The following is a 21692-nucleotide window of genomic DNA, read 5'->3' as shown; positions in this document are numbered from 1 at the left end:
TTTCCATTGGCTTTTTGTTGAAATACTACACAGGACGAATGTTATGACCGATACGGTTTCTTTACTGGGCGATGAGGCGGAATACCTGCTTGATCACACCTGCAAGGGACTTCCCAAGGAATTGGTACAGTTGCCCGGCCCTGATTATGTCAGCCGTGTCATCGGTGTCAGCGACCGTGGTCCGGGCACCATGCGCGCCATGCAGCAGTTGTTCAACACCGGCCGTCTGGCAGGCACCGGTTACATGTCCATGTTGCCTGTCGATCAGGGCGTCGAGCACTCGGCCGGCGCGTCCTTCGCGCCAAACCCGATCTATTTCGATCCTGCCAACATTGTCGAGCTGGCCATTGAAGGTGGATGCAACTGTGTTGCCTCGACGCTGGGTGTACTGGGGTCGGTCTCGCGTCGCTATGCGCATCGCATTCCGTTCATGGTGAAGCTCAATCACAACGAGACGCTGACCTATCCCGCCATCTACGAGCAGACTCTGTTTGCCCAGGTGGAGCAGGCATTCGATCTGGGAGCCCTGTCGGTGGGTGCCACCATCTACTATGGTTCACCGGATTCTCGACGTCAGATCCAGGAAATCTCGGAAGCCTTTCATCGGGCTCACGAGCTGGGCATGGTGACCGTGCTGTGGGCTTATCTGCGAAATTCGTCCTTCAAGAAGGATGGTGTGGATTACCACGTCTCAGCCGATCTGACGGGGCAGGCCAATCATCTGGCAGCCACGATTCAGGCCGATATCGTCAAGCAGAAGCAGGCCGAGAACAACGGTGGCTACAATGCGGTCAATTTCGGCAACACGCATCCGAAAGTCTATTCCGATCTGACAACCGATCATCCGGTCGATCTGGTCCGTTATCAGGTAGCCAACTGCTACATGGGTCGTGCCGGGCTGATCAATTCCGGTGGCGGTTCAGGCGACAACGATCTGGAGCAGGCAGTACGCACGGCGGTCATCAACAAGCGTGCCGGTGGCATGGGCATGATCTCCGGTCGCAAGGCCTTCCAGAAGGACATGAAGGACGGTGTGGCATTGCTGCACGCCATTCAGGATGCATACCTCGACGAACGCGTCACGGTTGCCTGATCAGGCCTTGTCACTGATTCCAGTGCAGTAAAGCGGCGACTCGCTACGGCGGGTCGCCCTCGCTCCAGCTTCGGAGCCGATCAGCTGGTCAGACGGCTGACTGCTTCACGGTAACGCAGCAGGGTGCCCTCGATGACCTCTGCAGGCACTTCCGGACCCGGAGGCGTCTTGTCCCAGTCCAGAGTTTCCAGCCAATCTCTCACGAATTGCTTGTCATAGCTTGGCGGACTGATACCCGGCTTCCAGGTGGCGGCTTCCCAGAATCGCGAAGAATCGGGCGTCAGGATTTCATCCATCAATACCAGATTGCCCTGAGCATCCTGACCGAATTCGAATTTGGTGTCTGCGATGATGATGCCGCGCTCCAGGGCGTGACGAGCAGCATCCTTGTACAAGGCCAGGCTGACGCGACGAATGTCCTCGGCCAGTTCCCGGCCTATGGTGGCCACCATGGTGTCGAAACTGATGTTCTCGTCGTGATCGCCCAGCTCCGCCTTGGTCGCCGGTGTGAAGATCACCTCGGGCAGTTGGTCTGCCTGCCGCAAACCGGTGGGCAGGGTATGGCCACATACCATGCCGGTATTCTGGTAGTCCTTCCAGCCGGAGCCGATGATATAGCCGCGAACCACCGCTTCCACCGGTACGGCCTTGAGGCGTTTGACGATCATGCAGCGGCCTTCGGCCTGGGCGCGCTCGGCTGGATCCGGCAGGATGTCTTCCAGCGGAATATTGGCCAGGTGATTGGGCACCATGGCTCTGACCCGGTCGAACCAGAACATGGCCAGTTGGGTCAACAATTTGCCCTTGCCCGGTATCACATTGGGCATGATGACATCGAAGGCCGATACCCGGTCAGTGGCGATGATCAGCCAGTGAGCATCGTCGATCACGTAGATATCACGCACCTTGCCACGATATTGCAGCTTCAGAGAGCTGATCGTCGTGGTATGCAGGCCTTGATCAGTGGAATGTACGCTCATGCTCTGGAGGTTTTTGGCAAGCTTGGAAAGAGGCTCCAGTATACTGCGCTACAAGGACAACATTCTCTAGAAGTGGCTATGACGGATATCAAGGTAGGGGTATTGATGGGCAGCAGCAGTGACTGGCCCGTCATGCAGCGTGCAGTCGAATTGCTGGAAGAATTCGGTGTTGCGCATGAGAAACGGGTGGTGTCTGCGCATCGCATGGCCGATGAAATGTTCCACTATGCCGAGCAGGCAGCCGGTAGAGGCCTGAGTTGCATCATTGCCGGAGCCGGTGGAGCTGCTCACCTGCCGGGCATGCTGGCTGCCAAGACCACGGTCCCCGTACTCGGGGTACCGGTGCCGAGCCGCCACCTGAACGGTCTGGACTCCCTGTACTCCATCGTTCAGATGCCCCGGGGTGTTCCGGTGGCCACCTTTGCCATCGGTGAGGCAGGTGCGGCAAATGCTGCCCTGTTTGCCGTGGCCATGCTGGCCGTCGGCGATCCACAGCTGGCAGCCCGTCTGCAGGCTTTCAGAGCGGCGCAGCAAGCCAAGGCGGAAGCCATGACGCTGCCACCCGAGCAGGTCTGATCATGAGCGGGCAAACAGGAATGGAGCCGCTGGCTCCGGGTGCGACTGTCGGTGTGGTGGGTGGTGGGCAACTGGGTCGCTACTTCGTTCTGGAAGCGCGACGACTGGGCTTTCATACCTGGGTGCTCGACCCGGACGAGAATGCCCCGGCCATGCAGTTGGCTGAGCATCGCCTGGTCGCGGCCTATGATGACCAGCAGGCACTGGAAACACTCGGCGCTGCCTGCGATGCGGTAACGGTGGAATTCGAGAATGTGCCAGCGGCAAGTCTGCAGCAGTTGGCACAGCATTGCCGCGTGGCCCCGGGTGCCGACAGCATCCGCATCGCGCAGGATCGCATACTGGAAAAACGGACAGCGGAAGAACATGGCTTGCAGCCGGTTCCTTATGCGCCCCTGCAGCAACGTGGTGACATCGGCCCGGCGGTCGCTTCGGTGGGCTTGCCCGCCATTATCAAGACGGCGCGGCTCGGGTATGACGGCAAGGGTCAGGTGGTATGTAACACAGAGGCGGACGTACTGGCAGCGTTCATTGACCAGGGAGAAGTGGCGTGTGTGCTGGAGCGCCGTATCGCACTCGATGCGGAAGTGTCCGTGGTTCTGGCGCGTGGCTACGATGGCGAAACCGCTGTTTTCCCGGTAGCGCAGAATGTACACGTCAACGGCATTCTGCATACCTCTACCGTACCGGCAAGCGTGGAAGAGTCGGTCGTCGAACGTGCGCGACGCATGGCCTTGACCCTGGCCGACGGTCTGGATTATCACGGTGTTCTGGCCGTCGAATTCTTCATCGATGCCGATGCCCAGGTGCTGTTCAACGAGATGGCACCCCGTCCGCACAACAGCGGGCATTACACGCTGGATGCCACTGTATGCTCGCAATTCGAGCAGCAATTGCGTGCCCTGTGTGGTCTGCCACTGGGGAGTTCCGCACTGCTGTCACCGGTATGCATGCTGAACCTTCTGGGCGATACCTGGACGGCGGGTGAGCCTGACTGGCAGACACTGTTCCGGCGAGACGGCGTGCACCTGCATCTGTATGGCAAGTCGGAAGCCCGGCCCGGACGCAAGATGGGCCATGTCAACTGTCTGGCAGACAGTGCATCTGACGGAGAAGCGCTGGCAGATCTCGTCAACCGGGAGTTGTAGCATTCCGCTCGAAAAGCATGCGTGTGGGCATCGACCTGCATGCTCGCCCTGCGGTTTTTCGGCCTGCCTGTGATCCCGATATCACAGGCAGGCGACAGAATCGATAAGCGGAATTTCATCCGACTCTGATCTCATCTTCTGCTCTGGTACGAAACTGGCAAGTGTAGCGTTGACATTTGCCTCGGGTCCATTGGCCTGCGAAGAACAGATAACAAGATGAGCATTACTCAACTATCCACGCGATCCAACGATCATTCGTCGAGCTTCATCCCAACGGCGGTTGAATCGCTCACCAATCAGAGTAAGGCACTGTCCACCATCGCCCAGAGGCTGGGCACCGAATTCGATGATGCGGTCAGTCTGATTCTCAGTTGCAAGGGGCGAGTGATCGTTTCGGGGATGGGCAAGTCCGGCATCGTGGGCAAGAAGATCGCCGCGACGTTTGCCTCGACCGGTACGCCCAGTTTCTACGTTCATCCGGGGGAGGCCATTCACGGCGACCTGGGAATGATCACCGCCGAGGATCTCATTGTCCTGATTTCCTACAGTGGCGAGACCGAGGAGGTCGTCAAGCTGATGCCTTCGCTGAAATACTTCGGCAACAAGATCATCGGCATGGTGGGGTCTGACAATACAACTCTGGGAAAGCAGGCTGATGTGACCCTGCGAGTGGATATCGAAAGGGAGGCCTGTCCGAACAATCTGGCGCCAACCACATCGGCATTGGCCATCATGGCCCTGGGGGATGCGCTGGCAGTCTGCCTGATACGCGCACGCGATTTCAAGCCTTCGGATTTTGCACAGTTCCACCCGGGTGGCATGCTGGGTCGTCGATTGCTGTCCCGGGTGGTCGATACCATGCTGACCGAAAACCTGCCATTGATCGGTCCGGAGGAAACGGTGCGAGAGGCCATCTTCTGCATGACATCGGGTCGGCTCGGATTGTGCATCATCGTCGAGAACGATCGATTGCTGGGAATTCTCACCGATGGTGATCTGCGCCGCGCATTGATCATGGACCCCACGATGCTGGACAAGCGCGTACGGGATTTCATGACACCGGTGCCGGTGACCATCTCGGCGGATGCCATGGTCAGTGAGGCTGAAACGCTCATGCGCAAGTACAAGATACGAGCGCTGATCGTGACCGGTGCCCGGGAAGGGGAGGAGGACCAGGTGTGTGGTCTGATCGAGATCTTTGCCAACAACAAGGGCTGAGTCCTATGAAACAGGCAACACGACATGAACTGCGATGGGTGGCGCTTGTCCTGCCTCTGTTGCTGGGTGCCTGTGCCAGTGGGCGTGATACGGGTCCGGCCCTGGCCGCCGCGTATGCTGGTGATGTCAATCAGCTGCTGGTTACAGCGGAATCGAATGATCAACTGACAGTCAAGGGCGTGGGGCGCGTCAGCATTGGCCGCAGCTACCTCGCGGCAAGCGGTCGCACGTGTCGCAGACTCAACCGGCTGGATGGCACGCCCTTGCCGCTGAGAAGCTGCCAGAACGAATCGGGGCAGTGGTATACCACTCGCAGTATTTCGGCGTCGGGGGCAATGGAGATGTCGGCTGCAGAGATGTCGGTGGAATCTCGCGGTGAGAGCGTGGGAATGGAGTTGAAACAGGGGGAGTCGCTCTGGGCCTTTGCCTCGCGGGTGACGGGTAATCCTCTGAACTGGAAGCGCATAGCGTCAGACAATGAACTGTCGGATGCCGACAATGTCTGGCCCGGTCAGCTACTGCAGGTGGAGCATTCACTCCTGAAGGACGCCCCGTAACATGTCGCGAGAGGTCTCGCTGCAAACCGCTGGCAAGGGGACAGACTTCGATTCCGTGGCCGGTCAGGGCCAGGAAGACGCACGACAGGCCGAGGTTCCGTTTTCCGGCAAGCAGCTGCAATGGTCGGACATCAAGGGCGCGCTGACAACGCAATCCAGGGTCATTCATGCCCTGATCATGCGCGAGACGCTCAGCCGATACGGTGACCACAAGCTGGGCTTCATGTGGGCCATTCTCGAACCGCTGTTGATGGTCACGATGATTGCCAGCGTGCTGTCGGTCCTGCGCAATGACTCGCCGGGCGGTATGCCTCTGGTGCCGTTCATGATTACCGGCTTCGTACCGTTCTTCATGTTCAGGAACACGATGAACCAGCTCAAGGGGGCCGTCGCCTCCAATCGCACGCTACTGGGTTTTCCACAGGTAACCACCTTCGACGTGATCATTGCACGTGCACTGCTTGAAGGCGGGGTATTGCTGTCGGTATTCGTCTTCATTCTCAGCATGGCCTATCTGATCGGCTTCGAGTTCCGGGTCGAGAATCCGCTGGGTGTACTGGGCGTCTGCCTCTGTCTGTTGTTGCTGGGCAGTGGCATCGGCTTCATTCTTGCAACCCTGATACCTGTCGTCCCTTCGGTAGGGCAGGTATCCAATCTGATCTTCGGTCGTCCGTTGATGGTGAGTTCCGGGCTGTTCTTCACGGCAGATTCGGTCCCCGAGCCCTTTCGTGGCTGGCTGTTGTACAACCCGATTCTCAATCTGATGGAATTGATGCGTACCTATTTCTTCTACGAATTCGAAAGCAATCACGGCAGCTGGTTCTATGCCGGCAGCTGGGTTGTCGGCACCTTCACCTTCGGTCTGTTGATCCACCAGGCGCTCAAGCGCCGTGCCATTGTCGGTCTGTAGAGATCATCGAGTTCATTCATGATCAGACTGCAGAACGTCAACAAGCGCTACAAGACGGCGGCCGGAATACGTACCATTCTGGACAACGTCAGCATCACATTCCCCAAGGGGCACAGTGTTGGCATACTGGGCATGAACGGGGCGGGCAAATCGACCCTGATCCGCATCATCGGCGACGCCGAACCTGCCGACTCCGGGCGCATCATTCGAGATTGCAAGGTGTCCTGGCCGCTGGGTTTCACCGGTGGTTTCCAGTCGAACATGACGGCGCGCGAGAATGCTCGATTCGTGGCACGGATCTACGGCGAGAGTACCGAATACGTGGAGCAGTTCACCGAGGAATTTGCCGAACTGGGCAAGTACTTCGATGTGCCGCTGCGCAGTTACTCTGCCGGCATGCGGGGCAGATTTGCCTTCTCTGTCAGCCTGGCCTGCAATTTCGAATATTACCTGGTGGATGAAGCACTGGAAACCGGCGATGCCAGATACCGGGAGAAGTTTCGTCGTGCCTTCGAAGAGCGACGGGAGCAGGCATCGATGATTCTGGTATCCCATAACGAACAGACCATTCGCCGGAACTGCGACATGGCGGCCATTCTGTATGAGGGCAAGATAGACATGTATGACGACCTGAAGGAAGCCATGCGCTTCTACAAGCTATTACAGACCAGAGCAGCCTGAAAATTCATGAACGCTATCCTGCGAAGCCTGTTGACCGTTGTCGGAGTGCCTACGCTCCTGGCCATCGTGTACTTCGGTTTCATCGCCTCCGATGTCTATGTGTCGGAAGCTCGGTTCGCCATCACCTCGGCCAAGGGGACCGGGGGAGCAACCGGGCTTGAAGCCATCATCAGTACGCCGATCGTCTCATCGGGCGGCAAGGAAGGTCTGGTTGTCACCGATTACACGCACTCGCAGGACATGATGCTGAAGGTGCAGAAGGAACTGGATATTCGCTCGCATTTCAGCGATTCGTCCATTGATGCATTGTCCCGATTGTCAGACGATGCCACGCTGGAGGAGATGCTCGACTATTTCCGTCGACATGTGCATGTCATGCGTGATTCCCAGAGCGATGTCATTACCTTGACAACCCGCGCCTATGATCCCGAGATGGCAAGAGAGATTGCCGAGCTGGTCATCGGTCTGAGTGAGCAGTTGGTCAATGACATGTCCAGTCGCATTGAGGAGGATGCGCTCAAGACCGCACGCGATGAAGTGGCCCTGGCAGAAGAGAAGGTCAAGCAGGCCAGCGCATCAGTCGCCGCTTTTCGGCGCAACAGTTCATCACTCAATCCGGCCGCCGAATCCAGTGCCTTGCTGGGTATCGTGTCCGGTCTGGAAACTCGTCTGATCGAGGCCCGGACCCTGCTCAGCGAGAAGTCGGCCTATATGCGCGATGACTCACCGGATGTCATCAGCCTGAAGAACAAGATCCGTGCACTGTCCCGACAGATGGCGCTGGAGAAAGGGCGCCTGGCAGGCGAGAGTGATTTCGAAATGGGTGGCCTGATCGAAACCTATCAACCGCTGATTCTCGATCAGGAACTGGCCCGGCAGCAATACGCATCCGCCCTGAGTTCCCTGGAGCTGGCAAGGATCGAGGCTCAGCGCAAGAAGCAGTATCTGGTGACTTTCATCCAACCGAGCCTGCCCGATGAGGCGGTGGAGCCGCATCGTCTCAATCGCATTCTGACGGTCATGATCTTCTCGTTTCTCGCCTATCTGCTCGGTGGATTGTTGTGGTCGGCCCTGAAGGACCATATCGGTCGATAGATCCTGGTCTCTGCATGACTTGCCAGGGCCTTGTGAGCCACGGCTCGTATCCGGTGTTGTCGTTTACCGGCATGCATATTGCGAAACAGAACACATTGAGGATTCAGGGGCGATCGCAGCACCCTGAACGAAACCAATCGATGCCCAAGGCGTATACGTGAACAGACTCCATAAACTCTCTGCACTTTTCCTGTTGCTGTCGATGCTGCAGGTGTCCAACTCGCAGGCGCAGTCACTGGATGCCGCCGGCACTCAGGTGGAGCAGGCGGACCTGTCGGCAGTCGGACTGCTCAACGAACAGCAACATCAGAATGCCTTGCTGAGTCATGATCTTCCGGCACCGTTCGGTAGCAATCTGTTTACCGGCGGATTCAGCGATAGTCGGGAAGACGGTCTCAACCCCGGTTATGTGATTCAGCCCGGTGACCGGGTCAGTGTCAGGATCTGGGGAGCCATCGAGTTCAATGAAAGTCTGGAGGTGGATCCTCGTGGCAACATCTTCCTGCCATCGGTCGGACCCATCATGGTTGGTGGAGTCAAGAACAAGGATCTGAACGCGCGCGTCTCGCAGGCGGTGGGCACGGTGTTCATCGACAACGTCAAGGTCTACACCAGTCTGGACAGTTCTCAGCCAGTCGCCGTATTTGTCACCGGTAATGTCATCGCGCCCGGACGCTATGCCGGCATACCGTCCAATTCGATTCTGTACTACATCGACAAGGCAGGGGGAATCGATCCCGACAAGGGGAGCTATAGAAAGATCGAACTGTTGCGCGCCGGCCGGGTGATCGAGAAAGTCGATCTGTATCGCTTCATCCGTGATGGCAAGCTGGCAAATGTACAGTTTCAGGATGGCGATACGATTCTGATCAAGGAGCGGGGAGATGCCGTGTCGGTGTCCGGCGATGTCGTGGATACCGCCCTGTTCGAGATGGTCGGTAAACAGGCCAGCGGTCAGGAAGTCATGAACATGGCTCGCTTGCTGCCCGGCGTCAGCTATGCCGGTATTTCGGGAATACGCAATAACAAGCCGTACTCTGCCTATATGCCGATTGCCGAGTTCAAGAACGTCACCGTATCGGACGGGGATCTCATCAGTTTTCGGGCAGACCAGCATGATAGCGTCATCGTCGTGGATGTCGAAGGTTCGCATATGGGGCCTTCCCGATTCGCCGTTCCTCGCAACACGCATCTGCAGGAGTTGCTTGACTTCATCGAGGTGGATCCACAGTTGACCGACTTGAAGGCCATCTCGTTGAAGCGTCAGAGCGTTGCCATGAGACAGAAGGAAGCGCTGCAGGAAAGCCTGAAACGTCTGGAGGCCAGATACCTGACTGCCTCGTCGCAAACCGATGAGGAATCTGCAATACGAGCCCAGGAGGCGCAATTGATCAGCCAGTTCGTGATGAACGCGCGACAGGCTGAACCCAGTGGTCGCATGGTCGTTGCCCGAAAGGGGAAAATTGCGAACATCCTGCTACAGTCCGGGGACACCATTACCATTCCCGGTGTGTCGGATTCGGTATTGCTCAGTGGCGAAGTGCTCGTTTCGCAGGCCATACTGTTCGAAAAGGGACTGCGGGCGCTGGACTACATCAACCGATCCGGTGGTTTCAGTCAACAGGCACTGACGAATCGTCTGGTCGTGTTGCACGCCAATGGGGAAGTGAGTAGTGGCAAGAACCCGGTCATTCTGGCAGGCGACGAGATCATCGTGCTGCCCAAGGTGCCGGTGAAGAACCTGCAACTCGCGTCAACCATCGTTGACATTCTCTACAAGATTGCCATTGCAGCTTCGGTTGCAGTACAACTATAGGTCAGGAAACAAACGCACATGAATGGCACGTCTGCGGTTTACAGTGAAGGCAAGGAGTCAGAGTACGCCATCTCGCTGTTTCAATTCTGGGACAAGGACATCCCCGAGGCTGTAGCAGAGCTGACCCGGGGCGTTGCCCAGGTGAACGCAGCTCTGAATTATCAGCTCTTTGATGACGTCGGTGCTGCCGAATTCATCCGGGTGGAGTATGGCAGCGAGATTCTCAAACTGTACAGAAGCTGCGTGATTCCGGCCATGCGTGCCGATCTGTTCCGCTACTGCTTTCTTGCACGGTGTGGTGGTATCTACATCGATGCCGATTTTCCGGCTGTATCCAGTCTCGAACCCATGGTGCAGGCCGATTGGAAAGGTTGCCTCTATCGGCGGGAGAGAGGCCTGACCAACAGCATGATGTATTTCCGGGATGCCAGAAACCCACTGGCCGAGAAATTTCTCGAAGAAGCCCTGTATAACGTCTCGAATCGCACCTCCAACAATGTCTGGCAGGTGACCGGTCCTCATGTCCTTCAGACCGTGCACGCCGATGAGCGTTACCAGGACCTGTTCGACGGCATTCACTACGTTGATGAAGAGGAATTTGCCCGATACTTCGAGCTGGCGCGCAGTCTGGATTACAAGAGTGATGACAAGCACTGGCTGGTGGCCCGACAGAAGGGCCTGGACATCTTTCGCGATTGACCGGTTCTTGCCGCTGCGGATCTGCTCGGTGCCGATGTGACCCTTGGAGCAGATCTCGCTGGCTGGCGGCTTCAGGACTGATCGTAGCGCACGATCAGTCGATATGCAGAAGGTCGAGCAGTTTTCTCAGACTGTCCAGTTCCACGGTGAAGTCGGACAGGCGCCGCCTGTCTGCACTGGCATGATAGCGTTCACTGCCACCAGATGAAGGCAGTTCGGCATCGGCACCGCAGTAATGCACGGCGTGTCGCAAGGCTGTCAATTCGCTGGTAAGCCAATAGCAGGGCGCAATGTGATCACGATACAGCTCGATGATCGTGGTACCGGGTTCGCAGAAGACACAGTTGGTGAAACCCGCCCCGTGAGCACCGATCACGACAGCGGCTGCGTTGAACAGCCGTGCTTGCTGCCTGACGGCAAGACCCTCCAGGTTGACGCTGCGAAAGCCTCTTGTCTGCAGGAAAGCCACTAATGACTCTTCATTCTCGATCGAGCGACCTGTGGCGGTCTTTCTGCTGATATGGAGACGATCGTCATGAGTATTGGCTACCTTGTCGAGAAATGCCGATTTGAGGAAAGCAGGAGTCCACGGGGCCTGAGCCTTGCCCAGCGTATTGCTGCCGAAAACCGGCAGGAAGAGCTCATCGCAATGCAGGAAAGTGTCAAGCTTGCTGAAATGCAGTCGGCTGTCATCGATGCCGAACTGCCCGAGAGTCTCCTTCTGGAATTCGTGCTGCAGGGGATTGATCAGAAAATGATCGATGCTCTCCAGAGCAATGCCACTTTGCTGGAGCACATGCAGACGTGGCAGGATGTCATTCATCCAGTGGTAGTAGTTGCCCGAGTTCCGATTGCCCAGCACACAGGTTCTTCCGGACAAGCACTGGGCAGGGCGGCTGTCCAATGCGCAGTGAACCACATCGGGGAGTCCTCTGGAGGCATCGGCAATCAAGTAGCCCTGCTTGTCCCAGACCGCCGTATTGAATCCGTCGAACCACAGCCTTGCATCCGGCAGTTGAAAGGTATACGCCGCAGAAGAGTTCAGTTGTGTCTGTGACAGTTCATGAATGCTTGTCTCATGCAGACTGGTCGGCGGGGAGACTGGTCGTGATTCCGCTTCATGCGCCATCAGGCAGTTCAGGTTCTTCGATTGCGTGCTGTGCAGTGTCGACAGGGACTTGTCACTGAAGTACTGATCTCTGACGGAACTCGGCAGCCTGTACCGGTGACACAGGGCAGCCTCGTCAAGTCGGTTTCTGCCATGCAGGGATTTTCCCAGAATCTTCAAGGCTGCGCCGCTGCTGGGCATCTTCTTCAGCGTCCTGATGGCAAACTCCTCGGCGGTCTCCCATAACTGCTGGCGCAGGGCGATTTCACCGATCTCACGGTACAGGGCGTGAGCATAGTGCACATCGGCAGGTGCCTTGCGACAGCCGTCAAAGGCGCTGTCACCCAGGCGTTGCTGCTCTTCGGCTGCTGTCTTCAGCTGGTTCAGGGCCAGCAGTAATGCAGGCTTGCCTCGCATCAGGAGGCAACCGAGTGTGTCTGCATCAATCCATCGAGATAAACCAGCAAGTCGTCGATATCCAGATCAGGGCTCTGGTTACGGCGATCGGCAAGACTGGCCACTTTGCGCAACTGATCTTTCCTGTTGGCCTGCTGGTCAGTCGACTTGTCGGCAAAGTAGGCATGATAGTCGAGTTCAGCCAGCTCAGCGAGAGCCCAGTAGCAGGGCACGACGTAGTTGTCGAAGAGTTCCACCACGGTCGTGCCTCTCTGGCAGAATGCGATGTTGCTCAGTCCCGCACCGTGAGGGGCGACAACCAGGTTGGCGGCGGACAGTAGCCGTGCCTGTTCCGGAACCGACATGGACTCCAGTGTGATGCTGCGAATTCCTCGCTGTTGCAGTTCGCTGATCAGTCTCTCTTCCTGCAGGGGGGATCGTATACCTCGGGCCGCGCGAGAAATGTACAGCTTGAGCCTGTTGCCAGGCGCTGCGGCATTGATGAATGCCGATTTCAGCCACTGTGGTACCCACTGCGCCATGCCCAGTCCGAGACCATTGTAGAAGTGATCTCCGCGGTCGTGCTTGAGAAAGGGAACCAGCAGCTTTCGACTACGGGTGAGGCCATCGCTCCAGGGAGCCAGCAACTTGTCCTCGGGGATGCCCAGGTGCTGCAAGGTATTGCGCTGGAAGTCAGAGTGACAACAAACGACAAAGTAGTCGATGCTGTCCAGAGCAATGCCCGCTTTTGCCAGCACGGCCAGCTTCGGCAACACGTCCATCATCCAGTGATAGTAGATGGAGGAGCTTCTGGCATCCAGAAAACAGACGGTACCCTGAATAGATCGCTCAGGGCGCTGTCTTGCAATGGCCGCGATCAGGTGCGCATTGCCCTTCACATGCTCTTGCAGCAGTTTCTGTCTGCTGTCCACAACGGCTGTATTGAACCCATCGAACCAGAATGCGCCGTTGTCCATGACGCTGACGAAGCTGCCTCGAGACTCGGTCTGCGTCACCCTGAATTCCGGACGACTGCGCGGATCGGCATTGGATGCCGGGGCCTGCAATTTGATGTGTTCGCTACGGTGAGTGGTCAGGTGCTGGCAATTTGACGCCCTGCGTGCACTGACGAAACGTGACTTGTTGCTGTCCGCATCGAAGTAACGTATTTCGGCTGATTCCGGTACGACACCGCGGCGGCAGGCTGTCGCCGCGTCGGTATCTCCCATGGCCTCATAGACTGGTGCGATGGCATGCAGTACAGGACTGGCTCCGGGCTGGAGTGAGTAGGCGCGGAAAAGGGTGGCCAGTGCCGATTCATGGTGTTGCAGTCTGGCCAGCCTGTTGCCTTCATCCACCAGACATTTCTGAAGCTCTCTTGTTGCGCGGTCGCAGGTACCTTCGGGGTCGATACGGATAGCTGTCATGGCTCCCTGGCCAGTGATGAACCTTGTTGCTGATTTACCTACACAAGGCATGCCAGCGAGGAGCGCAAGGCCGATCCGGTGGCACGCTCCATGCAGAAACACATCAATGAATCCCGGTGGCTCGACAGGACCAGAGCGCAAGCCGGTGACTTCGGTTTCCTTGGCAAACACGGGACAGTACCATGATTTCCAGCAGGTATTCAGAGAGTCTACATGGTGGCATTGACCTGGCAGGTAGCTTCCGATGAGATTGCTATTCCTGTTGCAGAAAGAGGCCTGGTTCGTCGAGCACCAGCAAGCCTGGTATCGCCTTGAGGACATGAACGAGGTTGGCCTTGCTCTGAGTGGACTTGCACTGAACATGGTCAACCAGCATGAGCTGATAGAGCAGCCTCATCAGGCAGGTACGGCCAGGGTGACTCAGGCGGATGATCGCCGCTTGTCGGTTCAGTTGAGCAGTCCCGATCATCAGATCATTGCCACTGTTGACGTCGTACTTGATGAGAATACGCTGCTCAATGTCGACTGGAACACCAAGCCGTACAGAGATGGCTGGGTGAGTTCCGATGCCACGATAACCCTGGACAATGTGGGGGCCATGTATCTGGATGCCTATCTGCCGGCACGCAGCGACTCTGACGGCAAGATGTTGACCATTTCGAATCAGGTTACCGGCAACAGCCTGGAGGTGTGGGTAGCGCGAGATCAGAAGACGCGTATTCCACTGGTTCAGAATGGTAGCAAGGGCAAGGTCAGTCTGAACCTGCATTGTGAGCCCGAACTTATCGATCAGACCACGGATCCACGACAGCTGGGCTTTGTCATGATCTCCGAAGAGGCGTCACCCGTCTGATCTCGACAGTCACCGTCTGCCGGTGCTCGAGGGCAAGCCGTCAGTCACTGGCCGCTGTCGCTGCGTTGCAACGCATGCAAACCCTATACAGAAAACAAGGATCGAAAGTCAATGCATCCGAATGATGTCAAGATAACCAGGCTGACACGCAATCTGATCAATCTTTCAGAAGAGGTTGCGGCATACAGTGTATCGGAAGCCAGACGATACAAGGCCGGCATGGAGGATGCTCGCAAGGCCGCCTTGATGTCAGTGCAGGAAGAGCCCAAGGCAAAGAAGCGTGGGCGCGCGGCAGTGGTGTCCTGGGATCTGGCCCACAATCCGGCCGGTCGAGCCTATGTGCTTTACCAGTTGCTCAAGAAGGACTGGAATGTCGACCTCATCGGTCCCATGTGGCCACGCTACGGGACCTCCCTCTGGGGACCTCTGGCGAACGCCGACATGCGCATTCGCAGTTTCCATTGTGCCGACATATCCGAGTTCGTGCCGAAGGCGGAAGCCCTGGCGGCCGGACAACACTATGACATTGTCTATGTCTGCAAGCCGCGTCTGCCGTCTCTGTATCTGGGAGCCCTGATCAAGGAGGCCTGTGACTGTCCTCTGGTTCTGGATGTCGATGACTTCGAGCTGTCGTTCTTCAGGAATGAGGAATATGCAAGTGTGGATGATCTGAAATCCGATCTGCACGCCGCATTGCATCTTCCCTTCGAAGAGCTTGGCACCCGCTATGCGCAGACTCTGATTCCCGCTGCAGATGCCATCACTGTATCCAATGTCGCCTTGCGCTCCCGCTTTGGTGGTCACATGATCCGCCATGCGCGGGATGAATTGCAATTCAGGAACTCGTCGGAGAAGAGGGCTGCGGCACGACAGAAGCTCGGCATTGCCGAGACCGATTTTGCGCTGCTGTTCATCGGAACGCCGCGTCCGCACAAGGGCGTGCTGGAAGTGACCCGCGCACTGGATGAGCTGGATGATCCGGATATGGTCTTTCATATCGTGGGTAGCATCACGGATGCCTCGTTGAAGGAAAGACTGGCGAGCTACTCCCGGGCGAGAGTCGTGTTGCACCCGAACTGCTCGTTCGATGAACTGCCCGAGCTGTTGGCAGGTGCCGATCTCGTTCCATTGATTCAGGACGTCGATCATGCGATCAGCCAGTACCAGATTCCGGCGAAGGTCTCGGACGCTCTGTCTCTGGGTGTTCCCGTGATTGCGACCCGGACACCACCGCTGGAAGACCTGATTGCAAGTGGTGCCATCCGCGAGACGGATAACGAAGGCCTGCGCAATACCATCGCCGGCATCAAGGCCGCATGGGTCAAGGAAGGGGGGAGAACATCGCCGGACATCGTGAATCAGGAACGCCGCAGCTTTTTGAGTGAGCTGGGTCTGGCTGTGAATCGAACGCGCCTGGACCAGGCCATCAGTGAAGCTCGAGACACCTGTGAGCGCCGGACGGCAGCATCCGAACCGGAGTCGGTTGTTTCCCTGTTCTCCGCCAGGAAATCCGTTGATGACGAGCGCGGCATGCCGGCGGCGCTTGCCGAACTGGTGGACATCTTCCGCAATCACTATCGTGGGCTGCGTGGCGAGGTGTTCAGATCTGCAAGAGAGCGTCGAGGCGAACTCGCGTCAACTGATGTGGCGTCTGGAGCGGCTGGAAAGACGAGTCGCTTTCCGTCCCTCATTCGCTCACGATCAAGCAGTTATGACATTGCCTTCTTCTGGAAACAGAATGACAGCAACATCTACGGCAGACGTTCCGACATGATCGCCAAGGAGTTCGCGCGATCGGGTCGCATCAGGAAGATGGTGCACTTCGATGCCCCGGTGTCGACTCCGTCGATGAACGATCAGTTCGAGAATCCGAAACTGGTGAAGAACGGACAACAACAACTGATCATGACCAATCTCATCGATCGGCAGATGGGGATCTACGACACCAGCATCGTACGCCACCGAACACATGTCTTTTCCAGACAGCCGAGACCTGCACGACTGCTGGGGCAGGAAGTCCATTCCAAGGGTTCCTACGTGCGTTTCGTGAATGAGCAGCTGGAAGAGCATGGAATGCGGGCACGCAATACGGTCGCCTGGTTCTGTCCGGTCATATGGGATGCACCGGAGCTGATCGAAAAGGTCGGTTTCGGTGGGGTCATTGCGGATCTGATCGACGATCAGCGTGCCTGGGATGGCACGCCGACATTCAAGCGTCAGCTGGAGAAAAGCTATCATGACACGCTCGGCAGTGCTGATCTCGTGTTTGCCAATTGTGATTCGCTGGCGGAAGCCATGCAGGAGCACGCCAGCGACAGGATTCATGTCGTGGCAAACGGGGCAGAGAGGTTCGACCGCTTTCCGGATGCGCCAGTGCCTGATTCGCTCAAGGATATCAAGGGTCCGGTAGTCGGCTATGTCGGCAATCTGAGAGACCGGATCGACTGGACCTTGTTGCATGAAGTCGTGGCCGCGATGCCGGATGTCTCTTTCGTGTTCTTCGGACCATCCAGCGACAACCCCAATGCCGACAGTCTGGCAAAGCATGACAATGTGCACGTACCGGGTGTCGTGCGCTATGACGAGCTGGCCTTTCATCTGAAGTCTCTGGATGTGGGCATCGTCCCTCATCTGAACAATCAGTTGACCGAGCGCATGAACCCACTGAAAGTCTACAACTACTTTGCGGCAGGTCTGCCGATTGTCTCGTCTGAGGTTGCGAATCTGGAAAGCCTGGGTAGCGCCTTGAAGACAGCCACCACTGCAGCCGAGTTCGTTCTGGCAATCAGGGAGTCTCTGGAGAATCCTGTCGATACCCGTTCCGCGCAGTGGCAGTCCACCATGGATACCATTGCCTGGGAGAGCAGGGTGGGTGAAATTCTCGACATCATGGATCAATCCTTGCACCGCAAGTTACGCAAGTCTGCCTGAACTGTCCGTCCATGAAAACGCGTTGCCGGCAGACCGGTTTCGACCATTGTGGTCAGCCTGTCTGCCAATCCATCGATAAACCCTGATCGGAAGATCCCGGGTCGGACGCCTGCCGATCCAATGCTGGAGAAAAGAAAATGCTGTGGTGTGATGATTATCTGTTTGTGCACTACCCGAAAACTGCCGGTAAGACCCTGACGCGCTTTTTCGTGCAGGCCTGGCCCCGCCCCATATCGGGCTATATATCCAGAGGGCAGGTCAATGAGCTGGCTGATTGCGAACTGGAGAAGACCGGTATCGTGGTAGGTCGAGGTCATGAGAATCTGGCACAGTCCGATGAAATCGTGGCGGAACAGGGCGGCGATATCCGTACCATGAAGGGGATCTTCTGCTGCATTCGCAACCCCTATGACCTGATGGTGTCCAACTACCACTTCATGAGGCAGACTTACAAGGCGAACAAGGAGCGACCCAATTTCGTCATCGCACACGAAAACGATTTCGTCAATTTCTGCGAAAAGGTAGGTGTGAGCTCGCCGAAGAACTGGATGACCATCGATGGCAAGCAGCCGGACAATCTGCAGATAATCCGTTTCGAGCAGATGAATGATGACTTGAACCGGTACTCGGAGAAATTCGGTTTCGACATGCCGGTGCTCGGGCATCTTAATGCGTCGAAACGTGCCCATTACAGCGAATACATGTGCGAGCGCTCCGAGCAGGCCATCGCCACGAAATTTTCCTACTGGTTCGATGAAGGATATTACGAGCGCGAGACATTCGGAGACAACGCCCAACTGAAGACTGCCTGATATCCCTGACATGGTGGCTGCAACATCCCCGTCCGACTCGCTGCCGGAGGCACCGATTACAGGTCTCATCGAAAGGGTCGAAGGCAACAGGGTTCACGGCTGGGCCTTTGACAGTGCCCGACCGGACCAGGCGGTCCAGGTCGGCGTGCGTGCGGGTCGTACCTGCATCGGCTCAGGGGTGGCGGATCGGCTGCGCACGGATCTGCAGCGAGCAGGTTTCGGACAAGGCTGCCATGGGTTCAGCATCGAGGTTCGGATTCCCTTCTACAGTGGTCAACGTATAGAGCTGGAATTGTTCGATACGACATCCGGCTCGGTGATCGCGGCCGTGCCGTTCACACTGCATTGCCGTGACCCCCTGGCTGTGCAAGCCGAAGAGCTGGATTCGAGGAGTCTGCATGGCCTCGCGCCTCGGCGCAGGAGTCGCAATCGACGCCGGCTCGATGCGGTGGTGTCCCCGGTACTCAAACCGATCCGGCGAATCCGCAAACACTATCAGGCACGGGCCGAACCGCGCTTGCCCGCTGGTGCGCAGGCAAAACTGGCGAGGCTGGATTCCTGCAGCATCACCACGCTGGCCAGTCTGGAGCACTGGCCATTGTTGAGCTTGCCGGAGTTCGACCCGGAGAACCGCGAGACCAGCGTCAGCATCATCATTCCCGCCCACAATCAGTTTCAGCTGACATACCAGTGCCTGACATCTCTGGTGCTATCCGGTGACAGGGCCAATGTGGAAATCATCGTGGTGGATGATGCGTCTACCGATGCAACCAGCGCCATGGAATCCCGCGTGCTCAACCTGCGTGTCATCCGCAATGAACAGAACCTGGGTTTCCTCCACAGCTGCAACAAGGCAGCATCCATGGCTCGGGGCAACCATATCGTGTTTCTCAACAACGATACCGAAGTCGAGGCAGGCTGGATCGACCGAATGCTCGAGGTCTTCGAGCGCTTCAGCGGGGTAGGTGCGGTCGGTGCGAAGCTGATCTATCCCGATGGCAGTTTGCAGGATGCCGGTGGCATCGTGTGGGACAGCGGTACCCCCTGGAACGTCGGCCATGGCAGGCAGAGTGATGATCCCGAATTCAATTATGTGCGTGAGGTGGATTACCTGACCGGTGCTGCATTGATGGTGTCGCGTGATGCCTGGAATGCCGTGGGCGGGTTCAGTGAACAGTACGCGCCCGCCTACTATGAAGATACCGACCTGTCATTCAAGCTCAGGGCAGCTGGTTATCGGACCCTGTATTGTCCGCAAGCCACGGTCGTGCACTATGAAGGGCGCAGTCATGGTACTGATACCGCCAGTGGCGTAAAGCAGCATCAGCTTGTCAATGCCGAGCATTTCAAGGCGACCTGGAAAGCGCAGTTTGCGGGGCGGGGTACCGAAGGTGTCAATCTGGGCCGGCACAAGGACAGGAATCGTGGGCTGCGCGTGCTGATGGTGGACAACGGCTTTCCACGTCTCGGGCAGGATGCGGGCAGTTACGCGGCGATTCAGGAGCTCAAGCTCCTGCTGGCGCTGGGCTGCAAGGTTACCTTCCTGCCGCACAACCTTCTGCACCTCGGGGTGCATGTGAATTACCTGCAACAGTTGGGAGTCGAGTGTGTGCATGCGCCGTTTCACCGATCCATCCAGAAGTTCATGGAACGCCGGGCAGCCGAATTCGATGCGGTCTATGTAACGCGCTATGTCGTTGCGGAAAAGATCATCCCTCTGGTTCGGCAGTACAGTGAGGCGCGCATCATCTTCAACAATGCCGATCTGCACTTTCTGCGGGAAATGCGAACGGCCTGGGTCAGCGGTCAGGAGGACCTTTCCGCGGCTGAGGAAACGCGTCGACGAGAGCTGGCTGTCATGAAGTCGGCCGACGCGGTGCTCTCGTACAGTGATGTCGAGATCGAGATCATCGCCTCTCACATACTCGACAGGCACAAGCTGTTCCGCTGTCCCTGGGTATTGCAAGCCGAGTCGTCCGGCAAGCCCGTGGGCAAGCGCAGTGGAATCACGTTTCTGGGAGGCTTCGGTCACCCTCCTAACAGGGAGGCCGTGACCTGGTTTGTCGAGCATGTCATGCCATTGCTGATGGCGAGAAGGCCTACCCTGAGATTCCATGTCTGGGGCAGCCACATGCCAGAGGACAGTGGTTGGGACAGGCAGGAGGGGGTGGTACTGGAAGGCTATGCGAAGTCGCTGGACGATGTGTTTACAGAGACACTTGCATTTGTCGCCCCGCTGCAGGCAGGTGCGGGCATCAAGGGCAAGGTTCTGGACAGCCTCGCCTACGGAGTGCCGACAGTGTTGTCACCGGTGGCAGCGGAGGCTACGGGTCTGGTCGATGGTCGCAGTACCCTGATTGCGCATTCCCCGGAACAGTGGGTCAGTCATATCGAGCGTCTGCTGGATGATCAGGCTCTGTGGGAAGACATTCGTGCCAATGCAGTGGAACTCAGGGACAGGTGCTATTCCCGGGCGTCAGGTGTGGCGGCGATGCAAGGCGTGTTCGACAATCTGAAACTGGATACCACCGTCGCAGGACAACAGGTAGAAAAACGATGAGCCAGACTGCCAGAAGAAGATCGGTGATCGTGCATTACCATCTTTTCAAGAATGCCGGGACATCTGTCGAGAGACTGCTGCAGCTGTCCCTGGGGGACACCTGGGCCTCATGGGACAAGCCGGAGTCGGGTGCCAAGATATCGGGCCAGGAACTGCAACAGTGGCTGGAAGCGAACCCGAGGATCAGAGCCGTTTCATCACATCAGTTGGTTCCGCCGGTGCCGCAGGGCAGCTTTCACGTCACTCCTGTGGTATTCCTGCGTGAACCCTTGTCGAGAGTACGGTCAGCCTGGTTGTTCGAATGGCAGAAGCAACAAGGTCTGAGTGAACCCAAGGGTTCATTGACCGACTACATCGAGGAGAAATTCAAGCAGAAGAATACCAGCGTGATTGCCAACTTCCAGGTGTCCAGACTGAGCAATCTTGCCTACGATGATGTCAGGCAGCGTCTGCATCGATACAACCACGACCTGCTGCCGGCTGCCTGTGGATTCATTGATTCCTTGCCCTTTGTCGGCCTGGTTGATCGATTCACGGAATCTCTGCAACTGATGGCCGAGTGCACCCGCAAGCGGTTTCCGGAACTGATCGTGAAAGAGCATCGGGAAAATGTCACCGACGCCAGCAGCACTTCCATCGAGCAGAGAATAGAGCTGCTGAGACGCGAGATCGGCAACGATCTGTTCGACGAACTTTGCGTCAGGAATCGGCTGGATCTGCAGTTGTACAGCTACGCCTCCGGGCGATTTGCGGCCAGTCTGCAACGGTTGGAGCAGCGGGTGGGCAGTGCTGCTGCACGTCGTCTGACGCTGGTTCGATAGACGCGTGAGCA

The 21692-nt window shown here is 57.2% G+C and carries 18 protein-coding genes; 15 read left to right on the top strand and 3 right to left on the bottom strand.

The features are described 5' to 3' along the window. Positions 1-43: 43 nt before the first annotated feature. Positions 44-1093, top strand: coding sequence for a class I fructose-bisphosphate aldolase (locus tag ACUNV4_RS14730; protein WP_430879337.1), 1050 nt, complete (start codon positions 44-46; stop codon positions 1091-1093). An 80-nt stretch (positions 1094-1173) separates the two neighbouring features. Here the strand turns inward: ACUNV4_RS14730 and ACUNV4_RS14725 are convergent, their stop codons facing one another. Then, positions 1174-2073 carry a phosphoribosylaminoimidazolesuccinocarboxamide synthase gene (locus tag ACUNV4_RS14725; protein WP_430879336.1) on the bottom strand — a complete coding sequence of 300 codons (900 nt, stop codon included), beginning with the start codon at positions 2071-2073 and terminating at the stop codon, positions 1174-1176. A 78-nt stretch (positions 2074-2151) separates the two neighbouring features. Here ACUNV4_RS14725 and purE point away from each other — a divergent pair, with 78 nt between their 5' ends. The 9 genes from purE to ACUNV4_RS14680 all read left to right on the top strand — a co-directional run bounded on the left by purE (position 2152) and on the right by ACUNV4_RS14680 (position 10773). After that, positions 2152-2649, top strand: coding sequence for a 5-(carboxyamino)imidazole ribonucleotide mutase (gene purE, locus ACUNV4_RS14720; protein ID WP_430879335.1), 498 nt, complete (start codon positions 2152-2154; stop codon positions 2647-2649). Positions 2650-2651: 2 nt separating this feature from the next. After that, complete coding sequence (locus ACUNV4_RS14715; RefSeq protein WP_430879334.1) at positions 2652-3797, top strand: 5-(carboxyamino)imidazole ribonucleotide synthase; 1146 nt, start codon at positions 2652-2654, stop codon at positions 3795-3797. A gap of 216 nt (positions 3798-4013) precedes the next feature. Then, positions 4014-5015: a KpsF/GutQ family sugar-phosphate isomerase gene (locus ACUNV4_RS14710; RefSeq protein ID WP_430879333.1), complete on the top strand. Its 1002-nt coding sequence runs from the start codon at positions 4014-4016 to the stop codon at positions 5013-5015. Positions 5016-5020: 5 nt separating this feature from the next. Beyond that, on the top strand, positions 5021-5572 hold the full coding sequence (locus ACUNV4_RS14705) for a LysM peptidoglycan-binding domain-containing protein (RefSeq protein ID WP_430879332.1): 552 nt from the start codon (positions 5021-5023) through the stop codon (positions 5570-5572). Between the two features lies 1 nt (position 5573). Next, positions 5574-6482, top strand: coding sequence for an ABC transporter permease (locus ACUNV4_RS14700; protein WP_430879331.1), 909 nt, complete (start codon positions 5574-5576; stop codon positions 6480-6482). 18 nt (positions 6483-6500) lie between these two features. Next, the gene (locus ACUNV4_RS14695) at positions 6501-7163 is read left to right on the top strand and encodes an ABC transporter ATP-binding protein (protein WP_430879330.1); all 663 of its coding nucleotides are present in this window, start codon (positions 6501-6503) and stop codon (positions 7161-7163) included. Positions 7164-7169: 6 nt separating this feature from the next. Then, positions 7170-8258, top strand: coding sequence for a hypothetical protein (locus tag ACUNV4_RS14690; RefSeq protein ID WP_430879329.1), 1089 nt, complete (start codon positions 7170-7172; stop codon positions 8256-8258). Positions 8259-8415: 157 nt separating this feature from the next. Beyond that, complete coding sequence (locus tag ACUNV4_RS14685; RefSeq protein WP_430879328.1) at positions 8416-10074, top strand: polysaccharide biosynthesis/export family protein; 1659 nt, start codon at positions 8416-8418, stop codon at positions 10072-10074. An 18-nt stretch (positions 10075-10092) separates the two neighbouring features. Next, positions 10093-10773, top strand: a complete 681-nt coding sequence (locus ACUNV4_RS14680; RefSeq protein ID WP_430879327.1) for a glycosyltransferase — start codon at positions 10093-10095, stop codon at positions 10771-10773. Positions 10774-10867: 94 nt separating this feature from the next. On the opposite strand, the gene ACUNV4_RS14675 is transcribed toward ACUNV4_RS14680, so the two are convergent. Both ACUNV4_RS14675 and ACUNV4_RS14670 read right to left on the bottom strand, forming a co-directional pair. After that, positions 10868-12298, bottom strand: a complete 1431-nt coding sequence (locus tag ACUNV4_RS14675; RefSeq protein ID WP_430879326.1) for a glycosyltransferase family 61 protein — start codon at positions 12296-12298, stop codon at positions 10868-10870. Next, complete coding sequence (locus ACUNV4_RS14670) at positions 12298-13704, bottom strand: glycosyltransferase family 61 protein (protein WP_430879325.1); 1407 nt, start codon at positions 13702-13704, stop codon at positions 12298-12300. The genes ACUNV4_RS14675 and ACUNV4_RS14670 overlap by 1 nt, the downstream gene beginning before the upstream one ends. A gap of 244 nt (positions 13705-13948) precedes the next feature. Between ACUNV4_RS14670 and ACUNV4_RS14665 the strand changes: the two genes are divergently transcribed. The 5 genes from ACUNV4_RS14665 (at position 13949) to ACUNV4_RS14645 (ending at position 21681) form a co-directional block, all read left to right on the top strand. After that, positions 13949-14557 carry a hypothetical protein gene (locus ACUNV4_RS14665; RefSeq protein WP_430879324.1) on the top strand — a complete coding sequence of 203 codons (609 nt, stop codon included), beginning with the start codon at positions 13949-13951 and terminating at the stop codon, positions 14555-14557. Between the two features lie 111 nt (positions 14558-14668). Continuing rightward, complete coding sequence (locus ACUNV4_RS14660) at positions 14669-17488, top strand: glycosyltransferase family 4 protein (RefSeq protein ID WP_430879323.1); 2820 nt, start codon at positions 14669-14671, stop codon at positions 17486-17488. A gap of 137 nt (positions 17489-17625) precedes the next feature. Beyond that, entirely contained in the window at positions 17626-18300 is a 675-nt protein-coding gene (locus tag ACUNV4_RS14655; protein WP_430879322.1) for a sulfotransferase domain-containing protein, read from the top strand. Between the two features lie 10 nt (positions 18301-18310). Further along, positions 18311-20860, top strand: a complete 2550-nt coding sequence (locus ACUNV4_RS14650) for a glycosyltransferase (protein WP_430879321.1) — start codon at positions 18311-18313, stop codon at positions 20858-20860. After that, the gene (locus ACUNV4_RS14645) at positions 20857-21681 is read left to right on the top strand and encodes a hypothetical protein (RefSeq protein WP_430879320.1); all 825 of its coding nucleotides are present in this window, start codon (positions 20857-20859) and stop codon (positions 21679-21681) included. The genes ACUNV4_RS14650 and ACUNV4_RS14645 overlap by 4 nt, the downstream gene beginning before the upstream one ends. The last annotated feature ends 11 nt before the right edge of the window (positions 21682-21692 follow it).

Source organism: Granulosicoccus sp. 3-233 (assembly GCF_052681095.1).
This window is presented reverse-complemented; position numbering and strand designations above follow the sequence as displayed.